The following is a 20593-nucleotide window of genomic DNA, read 5'->3' as shown; positions in this document are numbered from 1 at the left end:
GGCGCAACCAACCCAAAGGGGAGACTTCAGATGAAAAAACTGCTTCTTGCCACCGCCATGGTCGCGGTATCCGGCGCGGCTTTCGCGCAGGATGTCGTGCGTCTTGGCACCGAAGGTGCCTACCCGCCCTTCAACTTCATCAACGACGCTGGCGAAATCGCGGGCTTTGAACGCGACGTGGGGGATGAGCTTTGCGCCCGTGCCGCCCTGACCTGCGAATGGGTCACGAATGACTGGGACAGCATCATCCCCAACCTTCAGTCCGGCAACTATGACGTGATCATCGCCGGGATGAGCATCACCGACGAACGCGACGAAGTGATCGATTTCAGCCAGAACTACTTCCCGCCGGCTGCCTCGGCCTATGTTGCCCTTTCTGCGGATGCAGATCTGACGGGCGTGGTCTCGGCGCAGGTCTCGACCATTCAGGCGGGATATGTGGCCGAATCCGGCGCAACCCTGCTGGAATTTGCAACCCCGGATGAAACGATTGCCGCCGTGCGCAATGGCGAGGCCGTGGCCGTCTTTGCCGACAAGGACTTCCTTGCCCCGATCGTGGCGGAGTCGAATGGCGAGCTGATGTTCGTCGCTGATGAGGTGCAATTGGGCGGTGGTGTGGGCCTTGGCCTGCGCGAAAGCGATGCAGAACTGAAAGACAAGTTCAATGCTGCCATCCAGACGATGAAGGATGACGGGTCGCTGAATGCTCTGATCGAAAAGCACTTCGGTCCGGAAACGGCCAAATTCTGACAAAGGCAGGGGGCGCGGCTTTGGCCGCGCCCCGTTCCTGATGTTCGCCGCCTGCGCCGACCCCAAAGCGATTGAAGGCCTGACATGGGCCATGTGCTACCTGACGTCAGGCAAGCATCTTGATTTCTATTGGTCGTTTGTCACGGTGCTGGGCCTTCTGGCCATCACCGCGCCTACCGCGCTTGCCATGGGCTTTGCCGGGGCGACGGCGTCGCGGTCAAGGTTCCTGCCGGTCAGCCTGCTGGGCAAGGGCTATGCCGCAATAGTCCGGGGCGTGCCTGACATCGTGTTCTTCTTGTTTTTCGTCATCGCGCTGGATCAGGGGATCGAATACCTCAAAAGCCTTGCCGTCTGCCCGGACCATAGCTGGCCATGGCAGGGGCTGGAGTTCCGCGTCTGCCCGGAAGCAAAGGTGCCGCTCGGCAAGTCCTCGGCGATCTGGCATCAGGCCTACGGCTTTGCGCTTGCGGTCTTTACCTTCGCGCTTGTCTTTGGCGCCTTTGCGGCGAACGTGCTTTACGGCGCGATGAACGCGGTCCCAAAGGCGCAGCTTGAAACGGCCGAGGCCTACGGGATGAGTCAGTCTCAGGTCTTTCGCCGCATCCTTGTGCCGCAGATGTGGGTCTTTGCGTTGCCGGGGTTGTCAAACCTGTGGATGATCCTGATCAAGGCCACGCCGCTGCTGTTCCTGCTGGGCGTCAAGGATATCGTCTTCTGGGCGCGGGAGCTGGGTGGGTCAAAGACCCAAGCCTATGAATATCCGCACCCCGACTGGCGGCTGTGGTATTTCCTTGGCCTTCTGGTCTTCTACCTGGCCTTCACCAAGGTCTCTGAAATCGTGCTGGCACGCATATCAGCGCGGCTGAGCCACGGGCAGGCCACGGCGGCGGGTGAAGCCATGCGAAAGGCCGGATGATGACCTGTTGGGAAACGGTTCAGGCCTATGCGTTCCGCTCGATCGGCTATGGCGAGAACCTCTTGCCGCGCACCGACTTCACCTTGTGTCAGCAATTTACGCTGATCGGGTCAGGGCTGATCTGGAATGTATATTTCGGGGTGCTGGCGCTGGCCTTCGGGTTCTTTTTCGCCATCGCGGTGGCGCTGGCGAAATCTTCGCGCCGGATGCTTTTGCGCAAGCCTGCTGAATGGTTCGTCTTCATCTTTCGCGGGTCTCCGCTGTTTATCCAGTTCTTCCTTGCCTATGAATCGCTGCAACTTCTGCCCAAGGTCGGGATCAACGTTCTGGGCTTCACGCTGGAAACCGCATGGACAACGCGGGCCTGGGCCGGGGCGCTGCTTGTCTTGTTCCTGAACACCTCGGCCTATGCCGCCGAGATCTTCCACGGCGCACTGAAGTCGATCCCGAAAGGTGATCTTGAGGCGGCCGAGGCTTACGGGCTTACTGGTTGGCAAAAGTTCCGCCGTATCCAGTGGCCAACCATGTTGCGGCTGGCCTGGCCGTCTTACACCAACGAAGCGATCTTCCTGTTCCATGCCACGACACTGGTGTTCTTCAGTGGCTTCCCTGCCTTCCGCCAAATGGGCGACGCGCTTTATTACGCCAAGTATTTTGCCGACAAGACCTTCAACCCTTTCGTGCCATATCCGATCGTTGCCGTTTATTTCATCGCTTTGACCCTGCTTTTGACCTTTGCCTTCGGACTGGTGAACCGTCGCCTGAACCGGCACTTGCCGTCGAACCAGAAAAGCAGAATTCGCTTGCGTCCACAGATCATCCGATAGTAACCTCGAATTTGATCAAATTGTGCAGGCGCCATAACGGCCCGCGCCGGGGATCAAAAAAACAGGGGATGGGATCAAGGGCATGATCCGAAACCTGCCTGCCGGACCATGGGGGTCTGTGCGTGGGCGGTTCATGCCCTGCCTGAACAACGATGATGATGAAAGACTATTTGCGCAAACATCCGGATGTGCGGACGATCCGCGTGGCCGCTGTTGACTTGAACGGACAGGCAAGGGGAAAGCGTGTGCCGGCCCGTTTTGCCGAAAATGTGGTGAAGAACGGGACACGGTTCCCGTTCTCGGTCCTGAACCTTGATATCTGGGGCGAAGATATCGACGACAGCCCGCTGGTCTTTGAACAGGGCGACGCCGACGGCCTGTTGAAGCCGACCGAACGCGGTTTCATGCCAATGCCTTGGCTGGAGGCGCCGACGGCGCTGCTGCCGATCTGGATGTTCCGCGAAAACGGCCAACCCTATGAGGGTGACCCCCGCCATGCGCTGCGCGCCGTGGTGGAACGCTACAAGGCCAAGGGGCTGACCCCGGTCTGCGCGATGGAGCTGGAGTTCTTTCTGATCGATGACTCTGGCAAGACCATGCAGGTTCCGGCCAGCCCACGGTCAGGCAAGCGCCGGAAGGCGGCGGAAACCCTGTCGATCCGCGCGCTTGACGCCTTCGACACCTTCTTCACCGACCTCTACGACGCCTGCGAGGCGATGGATATTCCCGCCGACACCACCACCTCGGAAACCGGCCTTGGCCAGTTCGAGGTGAACCTGATGCATTGCGATGACGCGCTGCGCGCCGCAGATGATGCGTGGCTGTTCAAGATGCTGGTCAAGGGTCTGGCGCGGCGCCACGGCTTTGCGGCCAGCTTCATGGCGAAACCCTATGCTGATTATTCCGGTTCGGGGCTGCACACGCATTTCTCGGTGCTGGATGCAAAGGGTGACAATATCTTTGACTCCGGCGGCCCAAAAGGCACGGCGCAGCTGCGTCATGCGGTTGCAGGCTGCCTCGCGGCGATGCATGACAGCACGCTGCTGTTCGCGCCGCATTTCAACAGCTACGAACGCCTTGTCCCCGACAAGCACGCGCCCACGGCGATTTCGTGGGGCTATGAAAACCGCACCGCGGCCATTCGTATTCCGGCAGGCAACCCGGCTGCGCGACGGATCGAACACCGGGTGGCGGGTGGCGACGTGAACCCCTATCTGATGCTGGCTGCCATCCTTGGTGCCGCGCTTACCGGGATCGACGACGAGATGGAGCCGCCACCGGCGGTGACCGGCAACGCCTATGCGATGGACCTGCCGCAGATCCCATCCTCATGGGAAGCCGCGATTGACGCGTTCGAACATTCCGACAGCCTTTACCGTTTCCTGCCCAAGGAACTGATCCGCAATCTGGTGCAGACCAAGCGGCAGGAAATGCACTACATCGCCGAGCTTTCGCCGGAAGAACGGGTCGAGCTTTACCTCGACACGGTCTGACAGCATGCGCCCCCCTTGACCAAAGGGGGGCCAAGCGCCCACCTTCAGCACAAGCATCACAACGGACCGAGACCCATGCAGATCGGCATCCTTCAGACCGGCGCCTCGCCCGACGCGCTTCGCGACGAACACGGTGACTATCCGGACTTCTTCGAAACCCTGCTGGCAGGCAGGGGCCTGACCTTCCGCCGCTACCATGTCGAAGCGATGGAGTTTCCGGGCGACGTGCATGACTGCGCCGGCTGGCTGATCACCGGGTCACGCCACGGCGCATATGAGGATCACCCGTTCATCAAGCCGTTGGAAGCGTTCATCCGCAAGGCCTACGGCGAACAGGTGCCGGTGGTGGGGGTGTGCTTTGGCCATCAGATCATCGCGCAGGCGATGGGCGGAAAGGTTGAACGCTATGACGGCGGCTGGTCTGTCGGTCCGACGGAATACGACTTTGGCGGTGAAACCCTTCGGCTGAACGCCTGGCACCGCGATCAGGTGACGCAAAAGCCTGAAGGTGCCAAGGTGCTGGCCACGAACGAGTTCTGTGAGAACGCGGCGCTCCTTTATGATGACCGCATGTTCAGCGTCCAGGCGCACCCCGAATTCCGGAATGAATTCGTTGAGGGCCTGATGCGCACCCGCGGCCCTGGGCTTGTACCGGAAGACCTGATGGCCGCCGCGCGTGACCGTTTTGCCAAGCCACTGGACGATCAGACCATGGCGGGCCGCATTGCAACGTTCTTTCTGAACCACCAAGCAAAATCCAATGGGGCCGAGAAGCTCCGCGCCTGATGTGCGCGGGGGCCACCCCCAAACAATGTGTGACATATGTCCAAATGGACCGACCAACTGCCCGAGGCAGCACGCGACTACATCGGCAACCGCCGTGTGGATGAAGTGGAATGCATCATCGGCGACATTGCCGGGGTGGCGCGCGGCAAGGCGATGCCTGCCGCGAAATTCGGCAAGCAGACAAGCTATTTCCTGCCGAACTCTATCTTCCTGCAAACGATCACCGGCGAATGGGCCGACAATCCGTTTGATGCCTTTACCGAACCTGACATGATCCTTGAACCCGACTGGTCCACCGCCACCGCCGCCCCCTGGACAGCGGATGTGACGCTTCAGGTCGTGCATGACGCCAAGGACCAAGAGGGCAATCCTGTCCCCTTCAGCCCCCGCAACGTGCTGCGCCGGATCCTGGACCTTTACGCCGCCCAAGGGTGGAGGCCGGTCGTGGCGCCCGAGATGGAGTTTTTCCTGACCGCCCGCAACATCGACCCGAACCAGCCGATCATGCCGCCGATGGGCCGCTCTGGCCGCCGGGCTGCGGGCAAGCAGGCCTATTCGATGTCGGCGGTGGACGAATACGGCAAGGTGATCGACGACATCTATGACTTCGCCGAGGCGCAGGGGCTGGAAATCGACGGTATCCTGCAAGAAGGCGGGGCAGGGCAGATCGAACTGAACCTCGCGCATGGCGATCCGATCCGGCTGGCGGACGAAGTGTTCTTCTTCAAGCGCCTTATCCGCGAAGCCGCGCTGCGCCACGATTGCTTTGCGACTTTCATGGCCAAGCCGATCGCAGGAGAGCCGGGATCGGCGATGCACATCCACACCTCTGTGGTGGACATGAAGACCGGCAAGAACATCTTTGCCGGCCCCAAGGGGGAAGAGACCGAGGCCTTCCTGCACTTCATCGGTGGATTGCAAAAGCACCTCGGTGCCGCAGTCGCGCTCTTCGCGCCTTACGTGAACTCCTACCGCCGCTACGTCCCCGACTTCGCCGCCCCGATCAACCTTGAATGGGGCCGTGACAACCGGACCACGGGCCTGCGCGTCCCGATCAGCAGCCCGGCTGGGCGGCGGATCGAAAACCGCCTGCCGGGGATGGATTGCAACCCTTATCTCGGTATCGCCTCGACCCTTGCCTGTGGATATCTGGGGCTGATGAACAAGGTCCAATGCCGGCCGGAATTCAGTGGTTCAGCCTATATCGATTCAGAAGATATTCCGGTGAATCTTGGTGATGCCCTCGACCTGCTGGACGAGGACGACGCGCTGAAAGAGGTGATGGGGCCAGAGTTCGTGAAGGTCTATGACAGCGTGAAACGGAACGAATACAAGGAGTTCCTGCAAGTGATCAGCCCGTGGGAGCGGGAGCATCTGCTCTTGAACGTCTGATGCGGCTGAACCTTCTGTACGCCAATGACCGGGCGGGGCAATACCCGCCAAGCTGGTACGCTGCAACTGCGGTGCCGGTGGTGCCGTTCCCGGCGCTGACCGGGGTGGTGACGGCGGATGTCTGCATTGTCGGCGGTGGCTATACCGGGCTTTCAGCGGCACTGCATCTGGCCGAGGCGGGCCTGTCGGTGGTGCTTTTGGAAGCGCACCGGATGGGGTTTGGCGCTTCGGGGCGTAACGGGGGGCAGGTCGGCAGCGGCCAGCGGCAAGATCAGGTCTGGATCGAAAAGACGGTGGGCAAGGAAGACGCGCACCGCCTGTGGGATCTGGCCGAGGATGCCAAGGCCCTGGTGCGCCAGCTGATCGCCGATCACTCGATGGCGGGGGTGACGTTCCAGCCCGGCGTCGCCCATGCCTGCTGGACCGATGCCGAGGTGCGCGAGACGCATGCCTACGCCGAAAAGCTGCACCGCGACTACGGGTATGCCCAGCTGGAAGCGCTGGACCGCGCCGGCATTCGCCGCCTGATCGGCTCGACCGTCTACAAGGGCGGCGAGGTGGACCGGGGGGCGGGCCATGTTCACCCGCTGAACTTCGCGTTGGGGCTGGCGAGGGCGGCCGCGACGGCAGGCGCACGCCTGCATGAGGGCAGCGAGGTCATCGGCATCGACCATGGGCCTAAGCCCGTGGTGCGGACGGCAAAAGGCAGTGTGACCTGCGACACGGTGATCCTTGCGGCGAACGGCTATCTGGGCGGGCTGGAGCCAAAGGTCGCGGCCAAGGTGATGCCGATCAACAATTTCATCATCGCGACCGAACCCCTGGGTGATCGTGCGGCGGCAGTGCTTGCCGAACCCGTCGCCGTGGCCGACACCAAGTTCGTGGTCAATTACTGGCGACTGAGCGAGGATAACCGCCTTCTGTTCGGCGGCGGCGAAAGCTATGGCTACCGCTTCCCCGATATCGTGAAGACCGTGTCCAAACCGATGCTGGAGGTTTATCCGCAGCTGAAAGACGTGCGGATCGACCATGCCTGGGGCGGGACGCTTGCGATCACGCTCAACCGTATGCCCTGCTTTACCAGGATCAGGCCGAATGTGCTGTCCGCCTCCGGCTATTCCGGCCATGGGGTCGCATTGGCCACGCTTGCCGGCAAGCTTCTGGCACAAGCCACGGCCAGCCAATCAGCGGGCTTCGATCTGATGGCCAGCCTGCCACAACCGCGTTTTCCCGGTGGTGCCGCCTTGCGCTGGCCGCTTCTGGTGCTGGCCATGACCTGGTATTCAATGCGCGACCGGCTGGGCTTGTGAGCCCTGTCGGCAGTGGGGGCCAGCCCCCGCACAGGCACGCTCGGTTTCGCTGTGGCTGGACAGTCGCGCGCCCGGGGCCAATATAGGTGGCATGAGCCTGCCCAATGGATTCCTTGACGAGTTGCGCACGCGGGTGACCCTTTCCTCGGTCGTGGGGAAAAAGGTCACTTGGGACATGCGCAAGTCGAACCTTGCCAAGGGCGACTTCTGGGCGCCCTGTCCATTCCATCAGGAAAAGTCGGCCAGCTTTCATGTCGATGACCGCAAGGGGTTCTACTACTGTTTCGGCTGCCATGCGAAGGGCGATGCGCTGAGTTTCGTGAAAGAGGTGGAAAACCTGTCCTTCATGGAAGCGGTGGAGGTTCTGGCGCGCGAGGCGGGGATGACTGTTCCGGCGCGTGATCCCAAAGCCGCCGAACGGGCCGACCGGCGCAGCGAGCTGGCGCAGGTCATGGAAGAGGCGGTGAAATTTTACCGACTTCAGCTCAAGACCGCTGCAGGTGCCGAGGCGCGGCGCTATCTGGCTGACAAACGTCGGCTGACCGAGGCCGCCTGGGATCGGTGGGACATCGGCTGGGCGCCGGATGGTTTTCACGCCCTGCGCGACATGCTGGCGGCAAAGGGCGTGGACCCGGACCTGATGGTCGCCAGCGGGCTTGTGGCCAAATCCGACAACGGCCAGCTTTATGACCGGTTCCGGGCGCGCATCATCTTTCCGATCCGCGACGGGCGCGGGCGGGCGATCAGTCTTGGCGGGCGCAGTCTCGATCCGAACGCGCAGGCCAAGTATCTGAACGGCCCCGAGACCGAACTTTTCGACAAGGGGCGGAACCTGTTCAACCAGCCACGCGCGCGCGAAGCGGCAGGCAAGGGCAAGCCGCTGATCATGGCCGAAGGCTACATGGATGTGATCGCCCTGTCCGAAGCCGGGTTCACCGCAGCCGTGGCCCCGCTTGGGACGGCGGTGACCGAAGACCAGTTGCGCCTGATCTGGCGGATCAGCGATGAGCCGATCGTGGCGCTGGATGGCGACACCGCAGGACTGCGCGCGGCGCAGCGGGTGATTGACCTCGCGTTGCCGCTTCTGGAGGCCGGAAAGGGCCTGCGCTTTGCCATTCTGCCCGGCGGCATGGACCCTGACGATCTGTTGAAGGCGCAAGGACCGTCGGCGATGCAGGCCGTGCTTGATGGTGCGCGGCCCATGGTACAACTCTTGTGGCAACGCGAGACCGAGGGCCGCAGTTTTGATAGCCCCGAGCGCAAGGCGGCCCTCGACAAGACGTTGCGCACCCATCTTGCCCGCATCGTCGACCCTTCGATCAAGGCGCATTATATCGAGGAAATGAAGCGTCTGCGCGAGGCGCTGTTTGGCACCCGACGACCGTTTCAGCCCGGTGGCCGCCGCTTTGCCCCACCCGGTGGCGCGCTGGCCAGCACCCGGTCGTCGCTTTTGGCCCAAGGCTCTGGTCCGGTCGATGAAGCCTTGCGCGAAGCCGTCATTCTGGCCACGCTGATCCTGCACCCGGCCTTGATCCAACGGTTTGAGGCCGCGCTGGAACGGCTTGACCTCATTGGCCCGGACCATGACTCGCTCCGGCACCTGATCCTGAGCCATGACGGGAAGGAAGACCTGGCTGCCCGGATCCGAGTAGCAGCGCCCGCTGCCCTTGACGCCCTGATGTCGCGCCCCCATGTCGCAATTGCGCCGCCTGTCCGAAATGCGGGCGATGATGCGCTTGCCATGCTTTGCCTCGCCGAAGAACTGGCGAAGCTGGATGCCCGGCGCGGCGCGCGGCGCGAGATAGAGGAGGCGGTTGAGGACATGGAAGGTCTGGCTGACGAAGGCCTGACCTGGCGGCTTTCACAGGCCGCCGCAGCACGACACCGGTCAGAACGGACCGTAAACAACGACACAAAGGATCTGGGCGAAGACCGCGCCGCCTTGTCAAAACATCTGCAAGCCCTGATCGATAGCCAGGTCTGGGTCAAGAAAAACCGCTGATTCGGCCTTTCCCCCAGCCTGATTCGCGTTATTGATTCGACAGCCAAGTCCCGATTCGCCCTCAAGGAGACCACATGGCCCTCAAGGACACAGACGATACCAAGCCGGAAGCCGACGAAGCCGATGTCTCGCTCGACATGAGCCAGGCTGCGGTCAAGAAGATGATCGCCGACGCCAAGGAGCGTGGCTACATCACCTATGACCAGCTGAACACGGTTCTTCCCCCTGAACAGGTGTCGTCCGAGCAGATCGAAGACGTGATGTCGATGTTGTCCGAGATGGGCATCAACATCATCGAGGATGATGAGGTCGAAGACGCAGAGGCCCCCGTGGGTGATCTGGTCGAAGTGTCCACCAGCCGCGAAGTCGCGGTTGCGGGTGCCACATCGGAAGCGCTGGACCGCACCGATGACCCGGTGCGGATGTATCTGCGTGAGATGGGCTCGGTCGAACTTCTGAGCCGCGAGGGTGAGATTGCCATCGCCAAGCGGATCGAGGCCGGGCGCAACACGATGATCGCCGGGCTTTGCGAAAGCCCGCTGACGTTCCAGGCCATCATCATCTGGCGCGACGAACTTCTGTCCGAAGACATCCTGTTGCGCGACGTGATCGACCTTGAGGCCACATTTGGCCGCAGCCTCGACGGTGAGGAAGAGCTTGACGGTCCGTCGCTTGACGAGGTGGCCGTGGGTGCCGCGCCGCGCCCGGCCGGTGCTGCCGAGCCGGAACTTGACGCCGACGGCAACCCGATCCTCGGCGAGTCCGACGATGACGAGGATGACGAAGCGTCGAACATGTCGCTGGCGGCAATGGAAGCCGCGCTGAAGCCGCGTGTGCTTGAAACGCTGGACCTGATCGCCCGCGACTATGGCAAGCTGTCGGAAATGCAGGATCTGCGGATGACCGCAGCCCTGTCGAACATCCAGCAGTTTTCTACCGCCGAAGAGGCCGCCTATCAAAAGCTGCGGTCGGAAATCGTGCTTTTGGTCAACGAACTGCACCTGAACAACAGCCGGATCGAAGCGCTGATCGACCAGCTTTACGGCATCAACCGCAAGATCATGTCGATCAATTCCTCGATGGTGAAGCTGGCCGATGCCGCGCGGATCAACCGGCGTGAATTCATCGACGAATATCAGGGCTATGAGCTTGATCCGTCGTGGCTGGACCGGATGGCGCAGAAATCCGGGCGCGGCTGGCAGGCGCTGTTGGAAAAGTCGCGCGATGCGATTGAAGGTCTGCGCACGGAAATGGCGCAGGTCGGGCAATATGTCGGCGTTGATATATCTGAATTCCGCCGGATCGTGAATCAGGTCCAGAAGGGCGAGAAAGAGGCGCGTCAGGCCAAGAAGGAAATGGTCGAGGCGAACCTGCGCCTTGTGATCTCCATTGCCAAGAAATACACGAACCGGGGCCTGCAATTCCTTGATCTCATTCAGGAAGGTAACATCGGCCTGATGAAGGCGGTGGACAAGTTCGAATACCGCCGGGGCTACAAGTTCTCCACCTACGCGACATGGTGGATCCGTCAGGCAATCACCCGCTCAATCGCGGATCAGGCCCGCACGATCCGCATTCCGGTCCACATGATCGAGACGATCAACAAGCTCGTTCGCACCGGTCGCCAGATGCTGCACGAAATCGGCCGCGAACCGACGCCCGAGGAACTGGCCGAAAAGCTGCAAATGCCGCTGGAAAAGGTCCGCAAGGTGATGAAGATCGCCAAGGAACCGATTTCGCTGGAAACGCCGATCGGCGACGAGGAAGACAGCCAGCTTGGCGACTTCATCGAGGACAAGAACGCGATCCTGCCGCTGGACAGCGCCATTCAGGAAAACCTGAAGGAAACCACGACCCGCGTCCTGGCCTCCCTGACGCCGCGTGAAGAGCGCGTGCTCCGCATGCGCTTCGGCATCGGGATGAACACCGACCACACGCTTGAGGAAGTCGGCCAGCAGTTCAGCGTTACCCGCGAACGCATCCGCCAGATCGAGGCGAAGGCGCTGCGCAAGCTGAAGCACCCCAGCCGATCGCGGAAGCTGCGGAGTTTCCTGGATCAGTGAGCCTGGGGCGCCCTTTTGGGCGCCCTGCCTGACTAAGCAGGCGGCGACACTTCGGCTTCCCACGCCTCGCCCATCGCCAGAATGCAGGCCAGCCCGTTGGGATAGCTTTGCACCAGTACCCAGTCCCCAGACGTCCTGGTCCAGACCTCGACCACTGTCTCTGTGTCGCGCAGGCCGGCCCCGGCCAGATCAGCGCCTTTCAGCCGCGCAAGCAACTGCTCCCTTGGCACACAGACCACCTCTGCGATCGGGCTTTGCGCCGCAACCGGTGTAGCCATAAGCCCAAGAACGATGAGTCGCCACCACATGCATGAAAGCGTAACATGCGTGTGACGTTTTGCACCCGATTTTCAGGTGACGACGCCTGAATGCGTTGCTGCGCCCAGTTGGTCTCAGGCGGGACTAAGCCAGATTGGCCTTGAAGAATGCCACCGTCCGCTCCCACGCCAGTTCCGCCGCCGCTTCGTCGTAGCGAGGCGTGCTGTCGTTGTGAAAGCCGTGGTTGACGCCAGGATAGATGAACGCCTCATACCGGACCCCGGCCTCGTTCAGCGCCGCCTCATAGGCGGGCCAGCCTTCATTCACCCGCTCGTCGAGTTCGGCATAATGGATCAAGAGCGGGCATTTGATCTTGGCTACGTCCTCGGGCGCGGGCTGGCGGCCGTAGAACGGCACCGCGCCGCCAAGTTCGGGATAGGCCACGGCCGCCGCGTTGGCGACCCCGCCGCCGTAGCAAAACCCGGTGATCCCCACCCGCCCGGTCGAGGCTTCATGCGCCATCAGCCATTCAACGGCGGCAAAGAAATCGTTCATCAGCTTGGTGCCGTCGACTTGTGACTGCAATTCGCGTCCGGCCTCGTCATTGCCGGGATAGCCGCCGACACTGGTCAGCCCATCCGGGGCCAGTGCCAGAAAGCCCTCCTTCGCCAGCCTCCGTGCCACATCCTCGATGTAGGGGTTCAGCCCGCGGTTTTCGTGAACCACCACCACCGCTGGCAGCTTGCCCTCGGCTGCCGCCGGGCGCACCAGATAGCCGCGCACCTCGCCATGGCCATTGGGGCTGGGATACATCACGTATTCCCCGACGATATCGGGATCGTTGAAGCTGACCTGTTCGGCCAGCGCGTAATCCGGGCTCATCATCCCAAGGACCGCCACAGCGGTCAGTCCGCCCGCCGTGTAACGCCCGGCCCGTTCCAGAAACTCGCGTTTGGTGATTTTGCCATGGGCGTAAAAGTCGTAAAGCTCCAATAGCTCGGGCGCAAAATCCTTTGCCGTCATCCGCGTCATCGGTCGGTTCATTGCACATCCCCCTTTTCATCAGGCCGCAAGGGTAACCCGAACCGCACCCCTACCCAAACACGATGGCGTGAGTCCCTGCCGCCACAGTTGCGACCCCAGATGCAGGGCCGCACACTTCGCGCTTCCCGAAATGCGCGACGGCCCTCTATAGTCAGTGGCAGGAACCGGGGAAACACCCGGACCTTGAGGCAGGACAACAACCAACAGCAAGGAGGGGGCCGATGCGCTGCCCATTCTGCGGCAACATCGACACGCAAGTGAAGGATTCGCGCCCGGCCGAGGATCACGTCTCGATCCGCCGCCGCCGCTTTTGCCCGGCCTGTGGCGGCCGCTTCACCACCTATGAACGGGTGCAACTGCGTGATCTTGTCGTTATCAAGTCATCCGGGAAACGTGAGGATTTCGACCGCTCCAAACTGGAACGCTCGATCCGCATTGCCATGCAGAAGCGTCCGATCGACCCTGAACGCATCGACCAGATGATTTCCGGCATCGTGCGGCGGCTGGAAAGCCTTGGCGATACCGACATCCAATCCAAGCAGATCGGCGAGATCGTGATGGAATCCCTCGCGCGGATCGACACAGTCGCCTATGTGCGCTTTGCCAGCGTTTACAAGAACTTCCAGACGGCGGATGACTTTGACGGCTTCGTCAGCGAGCTTCGGCCCGGCAGCGCCTCGGAAGAGTGACAGACGCCGACCACATGGCCCATGCCCTGCGCCTTGCTGCGCGGGGCTTGGGCAATGTCTGGCCTAACCCCGCCGTGGGTTGCGTCATCGTCAGGGACGGGCTGATCGTCGGTCGGGGCTGGACCCAACCCGGGGGGCGTCCGCATGCCGAAGTCCGTGCGCTGCAACAGGCTGGCGCGCTCGCTGAAGGTGCCACAGCTTATGTTACGCTGGAACCCTGCGCCCACCATGGCCATACCCCGCCTTGCGCCGAGGCCCTGATCGCCGCGAAAGTTGCCCGCGTCGTGACTGCCCTGACCGACCCTGACCCAAGGGTTTCCGGCAAAGGCCATGCCATGTTGCGGGCGGTCGGGATCAGCGTCTCCGAAGGTGTCCTGACCGATCAGGCAACCCACCTGAACGCAGGTTTTCTGAAACGCGTTGTCAAGGGTCTGCCCTTCGTGACGCTCAAATTGGCCACCACGCTGGATGGCCGCATCGCCACTGCGTCGGGCGAAAGCCGCTGGATCACCGGACCGATGGCCCGCCGCATGGTCCATGCCCTGCGGATGACGCATGATGCCGTGATGGTCGGTTCTGGCACCGCTCTGGCGGATGACCCGGACCTTTCCGTCCGCGACCTTGGCGCAACCCGCCAACCGGTCCGCATCCTGTTTGATCGGCAACTCCGGCACCGCCCCGAAAGCCGCCTTGGCCGTACGGCAAGGCAAAGCCCGGTCTGGCTGGTCCATGGCCCCGATGCGCCATGTCCCAAGCACGAGGCCTGGACCGCAACCGGCGCAACCCTAGTCGAAGCGCCCTTGGCTGGTGATCACCTTGATCTAGCCGCCGCCCTTGCGGCGCTGGCCGCAAAAGGATTGACCCGCATCCTGTGTGAAGGCGGTGGCACGCTGGCGGCCGCTTTGGTCCGCGCCGGGTTGGTCGATGATCTGGCCCAGTTTACCGCAGGGATGCTGATCGGCGCCGAGGGCCGTCCTGCACTTGGCCCCTTGGGTCTTGGCACCCTTGCCGACGCCCCCCGCTTTGCCTTGCGCGAAACCCGGATCCTTGGCCCTGATACCTGCACGCTCTGGTCCTGCTGACCCCGCAGGCATATTGCTCTTCTTCCAGATACTCCCGCGCGGCGCGCGCGCCTCGCACTCAGGCCCCCGCCTGAGTGCGAGAGACCCGCCTTGCGCGCCCTTGCGCGCTTCGTTTGGCTGCCAGTCTCACCAATGCCCGGTCGAGGCCATGCTGACCCAAGGTTCCGCCTGTGCCTGCGCGCCACCCTTTTGCAGCAACTCGATCGAGATGTTGTCGGGCGACCGTACGAACGCCATCCTGCCATCCCGCGGTGGGCGGTTGATCAGCACGCCATTGGCCTGCAAATGCGCGCAGGTCGCGTAGATATCATCCACCTCATAGGCCAGATGCCCGAAATGCCGACCGTCCGACGGCAGGCCGGGATCGCCGTCCCAGTTATAGGTCAGCTCTACCGGGCAGTCCTCTTGCCCGGGGGGCGCCATGAACACCAGCGTGAACCGCCCGCCTTCGTTGTCATAGCGCCGCGTCTCTTTCAGCCCCAACAGCTTGTAAAACGCGATGGATTTCTCAAGGTCCAAGACCCTGACCATCGTGTGCAAATACCTGATCGTCATCGCTCTCTCCTCATCATTCCCGTTCATCTTGCGGTATCGCCTCCACTCCCCGCAAGATATAGTCAACCCGACTCATACCGAAAGGCCGCCCCATGCCCCTCACCCCCGAACAACTGGCCGAGATCGAGGCCCAACGCGCCACCCCGCGCCCCACGCTCCGCGCTGTCAGCGAGGGGATGGAGGCCCATCTTTACCGCGCCCAGCCGGTGCTTGACCACGGCTTCATCCGCGTCATCGACTACATGGGCGACGACGCGGCCATCGTCCAGGCCGCCCGGGTCAGCTACGGCGCCGGCACCAAGCACGTCCAGAACGACGAGGGCCTGATCCGCTACCTGATGCGCCACTGGCATTCGACCCCGTTCGAGATGTGCGAGGTCAAGCTTCACGTCAAGCTTCCCGTCTTCGTCGCCCGCCAGTGGATCCGCCACCGCACCGCCAACGTCAACGAATACTCCGCCCGCTACTCGATCCTCGACCGCGAGTTCTACATCCCCGCCCCCGACCAGCTTGCCGCTCAAAGCACGGTGAACAATCAGGGCCGGGGGGAAGTCTTGCAAGGCGAGGAAGCCGCCCGCGTCCTCGAATTGCTGAAAAGCGACGCCAACCGCGCCTATGACCATTACGAGGCGATGCTGAGCCAAGACGGCCAGCAGGGCCTTGCCCGAGAGCTTGCCCGCATGAACCTGCCCGCCAACATCTACACGCAATGGTACTGGAAGGTCGACCTGCACAACCTCTTCCACTTCCTGCGCCTGCGCGCCGACCCCCACGCCCAGTATGAGATCCGCGTCTACGCCGAGGCCATTGCGGCCTGTGTCCGGGACTGGGTGCCGCTGGCCTACGGGGCGTTCGAGGACTACCGGATCGGGGGGGTGACGCTGAGTGCGAAGGCGATTGCGGTGTTGAAACGGCGGCTGGCCGGGGAGGTGGTGACGCAGGAGGCCTCGGGGATGAGCAAGGGCGAGTGGCGGGAGTTCGTGGAGGTTTGGGGGTGAGTGATGCTTGAACACGCATATGAACCTTCAAGCTGGCTTCCTTACCTTCTTATAGGCTCCAATCTTATTGCCTCGTTGGCATGGCCATTGGCGGCGTTTGCTGTTGTGTTCATCTTTAGGCAGCAGATACGAGAATTCATTCCAAAGATCGAGAATCTCACTGGTCCGGGCGGAATGAGCATTGGATTGAAGAGGGCTCAGGGGGCTGGCACAGCTAACGAGGAGCCAATCAAGCAAACGCTAGAGAAGCTAAGCCCCAACGTCCTACGATCGCAACCTTTGGAGAGGCTTGAAGATTCGCTTCGTGCGGAGCTTCAAACCTTGGAAGAATCGCAGCGCATTCCTGTTCTCCTGACCGCACTCGCACAAACACGCCTAGAAAGTGCATTCAACCTTGCGTACGCGAACATCTTTGGAAGTCAGATTCGTGCGCTCAGGCTTCTGAACGAGCGGGGTGGCAAAATAGACCGGGCTTCTGCAGAGAAGGAGTTCATTGAACTAAAGGCAATTACACCAGCGATTCAAGATTGGTCACTTGACCTATACTTGCAGTTTCTTCGTCACTACCTTTTTATCGATGAAGTTTCTGGAGAGTTTATTCTCACTGACTTCGGTCGTGAGTTCTTGGCATATCTTTCGAGAAGGGGGCTTTCAGAGGATCGCATCAACTGAACTCGCGCTCGTAGGTCGGGGCCTGCCCCGACTCTCGACGGCGGGGCAGGCCCCGCCCTATCACACCGCCCCGCCCGCATCGCGGTGCCATGATGAAAACGGCCACTCCCGCGGATGCCCGACCAACCCGTGCTTCACCGGGTTGATCCAGCAATACCGCACATGCGCCGCGTAATCCGCGTCGCCCCGGATGTGATGCTCCCAGAACCGCTTTTGCCAGACGGAGGCTTCGTTGCCGCGCCGAACCTCGGGCCGCTCGTCGCCCCGTAGGTCGGGCTTCAGACCGACTCTTCCTGCCGAACCAACACGCACCCGACCGCCGTTTGCGCCGTATTCATTCCGTTGCAAGGGTGTCGGTCTGAAGCCCGACCTACGCAAACCCGCCGTGAACTGCGCCTTGATTGACGACATGCGTATCGAATAATCGCTATCCCCCTCCGGCAACGTCCACAGGCAATGCATATGGTCCGGCAACACCACCCATGCGTCGATCGCGAACGGCCGCTTCGCGCGGGTCACCGCCACCGCTTGCCGCAACACGTCGACATGCCGCACAAGCGTGTCCGCCCCCCGGTCCACCAGATTGACCGTGAAGAAGACGCAAGCGCCGGGCAGCTTCGGGCGGATATAGCGCGACATGGCCGATCCTGCCGGTCATGTGGTTAACAAACCCTTGCGAAAGCTGCGCGGCCGCGCCTCAGACCAGCCGAGAAACGTCAACCGCGGCCCGCACGAAATCGGCGAACAGCGGGTGGGGGGCGAAGGGTTTGGATTTCAGTTCCGGGTGGAACTGGACGCCAATGAACCAGGGGTGATCCTTGACCTCGACGATCTCGGGCAGCTTGCCGTCCGGGGACATGCCGCTGAAAACCAGCCCGCACTTTTCAAGCTGGTCGCGGTACCGGATATCCACCTCATAGCGGTGGCGGTGGCGTTCCTCGATCACCGTGGTGCCGTAGATCCGTGCGACGGCCGAGCCGTCCTTGAGGTTCGCTGTATAGGCGCCCAGCCGCATCGTGCCGCCCTTGGCATCATCGGCCTTCCTGCGGACGGTGTGGTTGCCCTGCACCCATTCCTTGAGGTGGTAGACGACCGGAGTGAAGCGCTTTTCTCCGGCTTCATGGTCAAACTCCTCGGAACCTGCGTTTTTCAGGCCGACAAGGTTCCGTGCGCTTTCGACGACCGCCATCTGCATGCCAAGGCAGATCCCAAGGTAGGGGATCTTCTTTTCCCGCGCATAACGGGCGGCGTTGATCTTGCCTTCGGTGCCGCGTTCGCCAAAGCCGCCGGGGACGAGGATGGCGTGGAAGTTTTCCAGCCACGGGCCGGGGTCTTCACGTTCAAAGATCTCGGCGTCGATCCATTCGGCGCGGACTTTGGTGCGGTTGGCCATGCCGCCATGGGTCAGCGCCTCGGCAATCGACTTATAGGCGTCCTCAAGCTGGGTATACTTGCCAACGATGGCAACGCGCACCTCTCCCTCGGGGTGGCTGATGCGGTCCATCACGTCTTCCCAGCGCGCAAGGTTGGGTTTCGGTGCAGGGGTGATGCCGAAGGCATCCAGCACGGCCTGGTCAAGGCCCGCCTGATGGTAGGCGAGCGGGGCCTGGTAGATCGTCTTCAGGTCATAGGCGGGGATCACATGCTCTTTCCTGACGTTGCAGAAAAGGGCGATCTTTTCGCGCTCACGTTCAGGGATCGGGTGTTCGGAGCGGCAGACGAGGACATCGGGCGCAAGGCCGATGGATTGCAGCTCCTTGACCGAATGCTGGGTAGGCTTGGTTTTCAGTTCTCCACTGGCGGCAAGGTAGGGCAAGAGAGTCAGGTGCATGAGGATCGACTGGCCGCGCGGGCGTTCGTGGATGAACTGGCGGATGGCTTCGAAGAAGGGCAGGCCCTCGATGTCGCCGACAGTGCCGCCGATCTCGCACAGCATGAAGTCAACCTCGTCATCGCCGATGCGGAGGAAGTCTTTGATTTCATTGGTGACGTGGGGGATCACCTGAATGGTCTTGCCGAGGTAGTCGCCGCGGCGTTCCTTTTCCAGCACGTTGGAGTAGATCCGGCCAGAGGAGATGCTGTCGGTCTGGCGGGCATGGACGCCGGTGAAGCGCTCGTAATGGCCAAGGTCAAGGTCGGTTTCGGCGCCGTCGTCGGTGACAAAGACCTCGCCATGCTCAAAAGGTGACATCGTGCCGGGGTCAACGTTCAGGTAGGGGTCAAGCTTGCGCAGGCGGACCGTGTAGCCCCGTGCCTGCAACAGCGCGCCAAGGGCGGCAGAGGCAAGGCCCTTGCCAAGCGAGGACACCACGCCACCGGTGATGAAGATATAGCGTGCCATGGGAGCCCCCGTGATTGCAGGCGAATTTCAGGCCGATTCGGATCAGGTGGAATCGCATCACCACGGGAGTCGGGATATAGCGAAAGCCAAGCCATTAGGCAACGCCCACCGCTATATGCTGCGGGCTTTGCCAGTTGAAATCCAATCGGTAGTGTCGATCAGGGGTTGGTCGCGGGTGCCGCGGTGCCAGCCGGTTCATCGGCACGCGGGGCCGTCGCCGGTGCGTCGCCTGCCGAAGGTGGCAGAAGGTTGCCCGTCAGGCCTGGCGTCAGCGGAACATCTGCTACAGGGGCAGAGGTTTCAGATGGAAGCCGGTCCACGACCGAACCGTTTTCGGTGCCGCGCGTCGCCAGAATGGTCAGCGTGATAGAGGTGATGATGAAGGCAATCGCAAAGACCCAGGTCAGCTTGGTCAAGGCGGTTGCGGCACCGCGTGCCGACATCGCCCCGCCACCGCCACCACCAATGCCAAGCCCGCCACCTTCGGAGCGCTGCAAGAGCACAACGCCGATCAACAGAAGGGCAAGGATCAGGTGGATGGTAAGAACGACGTTTTCCATGGGCAAATCCGGGCGGGTTCGGGGGCGGAAGGGGTCTGCCGCCGGTCGCGCCTATCTAGGCGGAAGGGGGGCGGGGCGCAAGGGCCAAGGGTTCTCTGTGTTGAAAGGGCGGCCGCCCGGCGGGGCATCGAGCCCCTTTGGCGGCGCTGCCGCGGAAAGGCGGCTGCGGGCAAGCTGGATGGCGGCGGCGAAGCGCTCCGCGCGGGAGTATTTGGAGAAAAGGGCAGTTGGCAGCGACAGGTTCGGTCTGTGCGATGCGGATTCTCCATGACAGCTTTGTCGTGGATGTCGACTGCCATAGGTGGCGAAGGCGATCAGCTGTTGATCTCGTCCACGCTTGCTTGACCCGAGAGCCGTTGGCGCAGGATCGACCAGGACATGCCCACGCCAAGAATGAGCGACAGCACAAGGATCGTGAGCCAGACGTTCAACGCCGAATTGCCAAGACCAAGCAGGCCCCAGTCGGTCAGCACCCAAAGGCCGGCACCGAAAATCGCGGCAATGATGCCGGCGCCAAGAATACCTATCGATCGCATGGTGGCGACCACATAGACCATCGCGACCACCGCAAGGATCAGACCGGAGAAGACGATGAGCGGCATCTGGTCGCCCCAGCTTGTCCGCGCCCACAACACATAGTTCCATTGCGACGGGTTGAAGATCGCGGCGAGCAGAAGAAAGGCGCCAAGCCAACGCAGAAGGATGCCCATGATCATGCCTTTCGGGGTTCTGGTCATGTCAGGTTAGCCTGCAACTCTGGCCGAGGCAAAGGTCTGTATCCTGCCTTGCTGCGAAGTCAGTCGTGCGATCCGCGACGGTGCTGCGTTTTTGGCGTTTCCCCCGTGCGCGGGTGCC

Annotated in this window: 20 protein-coding genes; 13 read left to right on the top strand and 7 right to left on the bottom strand. The window is 62.0% G+C overall.

Annotated features, from left to right (window positions below):
- The first annotated feature begins 30 nt into the window (after positions 1-30).
- The 9 genes from QUV21_RS09230 (at position 31) to rpoD (ending at position 11539) form a co-directional block, all read left to right on the top strand.
- Positions 31-750, top strand: a complete 720-nt coding sequence (locus QUV21_RS09230; protein WP_300854402.1) for a transporter substrate-binding domain-containing protein — start codon at positions 31-33, stop codon at positions 748-750.
- A 40-nt stretch (positions 751-790) separates the two neighbouring features.
- A complete protein-coding gene (locus tag QUV21_RS09225; RefSeq protein ID WP_300854399.1) occupies positions 791-1666 on the top strand; it encodes an ABC transporter permease subunit in 876 nt (291 codons plus the stop codon).
- Positions 1666-2493, top strand: a complete 828-nt coding sequence (locus QUV21_RS09220) for an amino acid ABC transporter permease (protein WP_300854896.1) — start codon at positions 1666-1668, stop codon at positions 2491-2493. Before QUV21_RS09225 ends, QUV21_RS09220 begins: the two co-directional genes overlap by 1 nt.
- Positions 2494-2651: 158 nt before the next feature.
- A complete protein-coding gene (locus tag QUV21_RS09215; RefSeq protein ID WP_300854895.1) occupies positions 2652-3986 on the top strand; it encodes a glutamine synthetase family protein in 1335 nt (444 codons plus the stop codon).
- Between the two features lie 75 nt (positions 3987-4061).
- A complete protein-coding gene (locus QUV21_RS09210; protein ID WP_300854397.1) occupies positions 4062-4772 on the top strand; it encodes a type 1 glutamine amidotransferase in 711 nt (236 codons plus the stop codon).
- Between the two features lie 36 nt (positions 4773-4808).
- Positions 4809-6164 (top strand): glutamine synthetase family protein, encoded by a 1356-nt coding sequence (locus QUV21_RS09205; protein ID WP_300854396.1) that lies wholly within the window; start codon positions 4809-4811, stop codon positions 6162-6164.
- A gap of 5 nt (positions 6165-6169) precedes the next feature.
- A complete protein-coding gene (locus tag QUV21_RS09200) occupies positions 6170-7474 on the top strand; it encodes an FAD-binding oxidoreductase (protein ID WP_300854894.1) in 1305 nt (434 codons plus the stop codon).
- 91 nt (positions 7475-7565) lie between these two features.
- Positions 7566-9476 (top strand): DNA primase, encoded by a 1911-nt coding sequence (dnaG, locus tag QUV21_RS09195; protein ID WP_300854395.1) that lies wholly within the window; start codon positions 7566-7568, stop codon positions 9474-9476.
- A 74-nt stretch (positions 9477-9550) separates the two neighbouring features.
- On the top strand, positions 9551-11539 hold the full coding sequence (rpoD, locus tag QUV21_RS09190) for an RNA polymerase sigma factor RpoD (RefSeq protein WP_300854394.1): 1989 nt from the start codon (positions 9551-9553) through the stop codon (positions 11537-11539).
- Between the two features lie 32 nt (positions 11540-11571).
- Here rpoD and QUV21_RS09185 read toward each other — a convergent pair whose 3' ends face one another.
- Positions 11572-11847, bottom strand: coding sequence for a hypothetical protein (locus QUV21_RS09185; RefSeq protein ID WP_300854393.1), 276 nt, complete (start codon positions 11845-11847; stop codon positions 11572-11574).
- Between the two features lie 94 nt (positions 11848-11941).
- Positions 11942-12829, bottom strand: a complete 888-nt coding sequence (gene yghX, locus QUV21_RS09180; RefSeq protein WP_300854893.1) for a YghX family hydrolase — start codon at positions 12827-12829, stop codon at positions 11942-11944.
- 233 nt (positions 12830-13062) lie between these two features.
- Here yghX and nrdR point away from each other — a divergent pair, with 233 nt between their 5' ends.
- Together nrdR and ribD are read left to right on the top strand one after the other, a co-directional pair.
- A complete protein-coding gene (nrdR, locus tag QUV21_RS09175; protein ID WP_125326614.1) occupies positions 13063-13530 on the top strand; it encodes a transcriptional regulator NrdR in 468 nt (155 codons plus the stop codon).
- Between the two features lie 14 nt (positions 13531-13544).
- Positions 13545-14612, top strand: coding sequence for a bifunctional diaminohydroxyphosphoribosylaminopyrimidine deaminase/5-amino-6-(5-phosphoribosylamino)uracil reductase RibD (ribD, locus tag QUV21_RS09170; RefSeq protein WP_300854892.1), 1068 nt, complete (start codon positions 13545-13547; stop codon positions 14610-14612).
- A gap of 126 nt (positions 14613-14738) precedes the next feature.
- Here the strand turns inward: ribD and QUV21_RS09165 are convergent, their stop codons facing one another.
- Positions 14739-15167, bottom strand: a complete 429-nt coding sequence (locus tag QUV21_RS09165) for a VOC family protein (RefSeq protein WP_300854390.1) — start codon at positions 15165-15167, stop codon at positions 14739-14741.
- Between the two features lie 92 nt (positions 15168-15259).
- On the opposite strand from QUV21_RS09165, the gene thyX reads away from it, so the two are divergent.
- Together thyX and QUV21_RS09155 are read left to right on the top strand one after the other, a co-directional pair.
- The gene (gene thyX / locus QUV21_RS09160; protein WP_300854388.1) at positions 15260-16165 is read left to right on the top strand and encodes an FAD-dependent thymidylate synthase; all 906 of its coding nucleotides are present in this window, start codon (positions 15260-15262) and stop codon (positions 16163-16165) included.
- A 3-nt stretch (positions 16166-16168) separates the two neighbouring features.
- Positions 16169-16837, top strand: a complete 669-nt coding sequence (locus QUV21_RS09155; RefSeq protein WP_300854387.1) for a hypothetical protein — start codon at positions 16169-16171, stop codon at positions 16835-16837.
- A 60-nt stretch (positions 16838-16897) separates the two neighbouring features.
- On the opposite strand, the gene QUV21_RS09150 is transcribed toward QUV21_RS09155, so the two are convergent.
- From QUV21_RS09150 to QUV21_RS09135, 4 genes are all read right to left on the bottom strand, one after another.
- Entirely contained in the window at positions 16898-17476 is a 579-nt protein-coding gene (locus QUV21_RS09150; protein ID WP_300854386.1) for a transposase, read from the bottom strand.
- Positions 17477-17534: 58 nt separating this feature from the next.
- Positions 17535-19178 carry a CTP synthase gene (locus QUV21_RS09145; RefSeq protein ID WP_300854384.1) on the bottom strand — a complete coding sequence of 548 codons (1644 nt, stop codon included), beginning with the start codon at positions 19176-19178 and terminating at the stop codon, positions 17535-17537.
- Positions 19179-19336: 158 nt separating this feature from the next.
- Positions 19337-19738, bottom strand: a complete 402-nt coding sequence (secG, locus tag QUV21_RS09140) for a preprotein translocase subunit SecG (RefSeq protein WP_300854383.1) — start codon at positions 19736-19738, stop codon at positions 19337-19339.
- A 314-nt stretch (positions 19739-20052) separates the two neighbouring features.
- A complete protein-coding gene (locus QUV21_RS09135; RefSeq protein WP_300854382.1) occupies positions 20053-20475 on the bottom strand; it encodes a DUF6524 family protein in 423 nt (140 codons plus the stop codon).
- Between the last annotated feature and the right edge of the window lie 118 nt (positions 20476-20593).

It is taken from the genome of Tabrizicola sp., from assembly GCF_030373185.1.
Taxonomy (GTDB): Bacteria; Pseudomonadota; Alphaproteobacteria; order Rhodobacterales; family Rhodobacteraceae; genus Tabrizicola.
The sequence above is the reverse complement of the archived record's forward strand: the minus strand, read 5'-3'. Positions and strand labels throughout refer to the sequence as shown.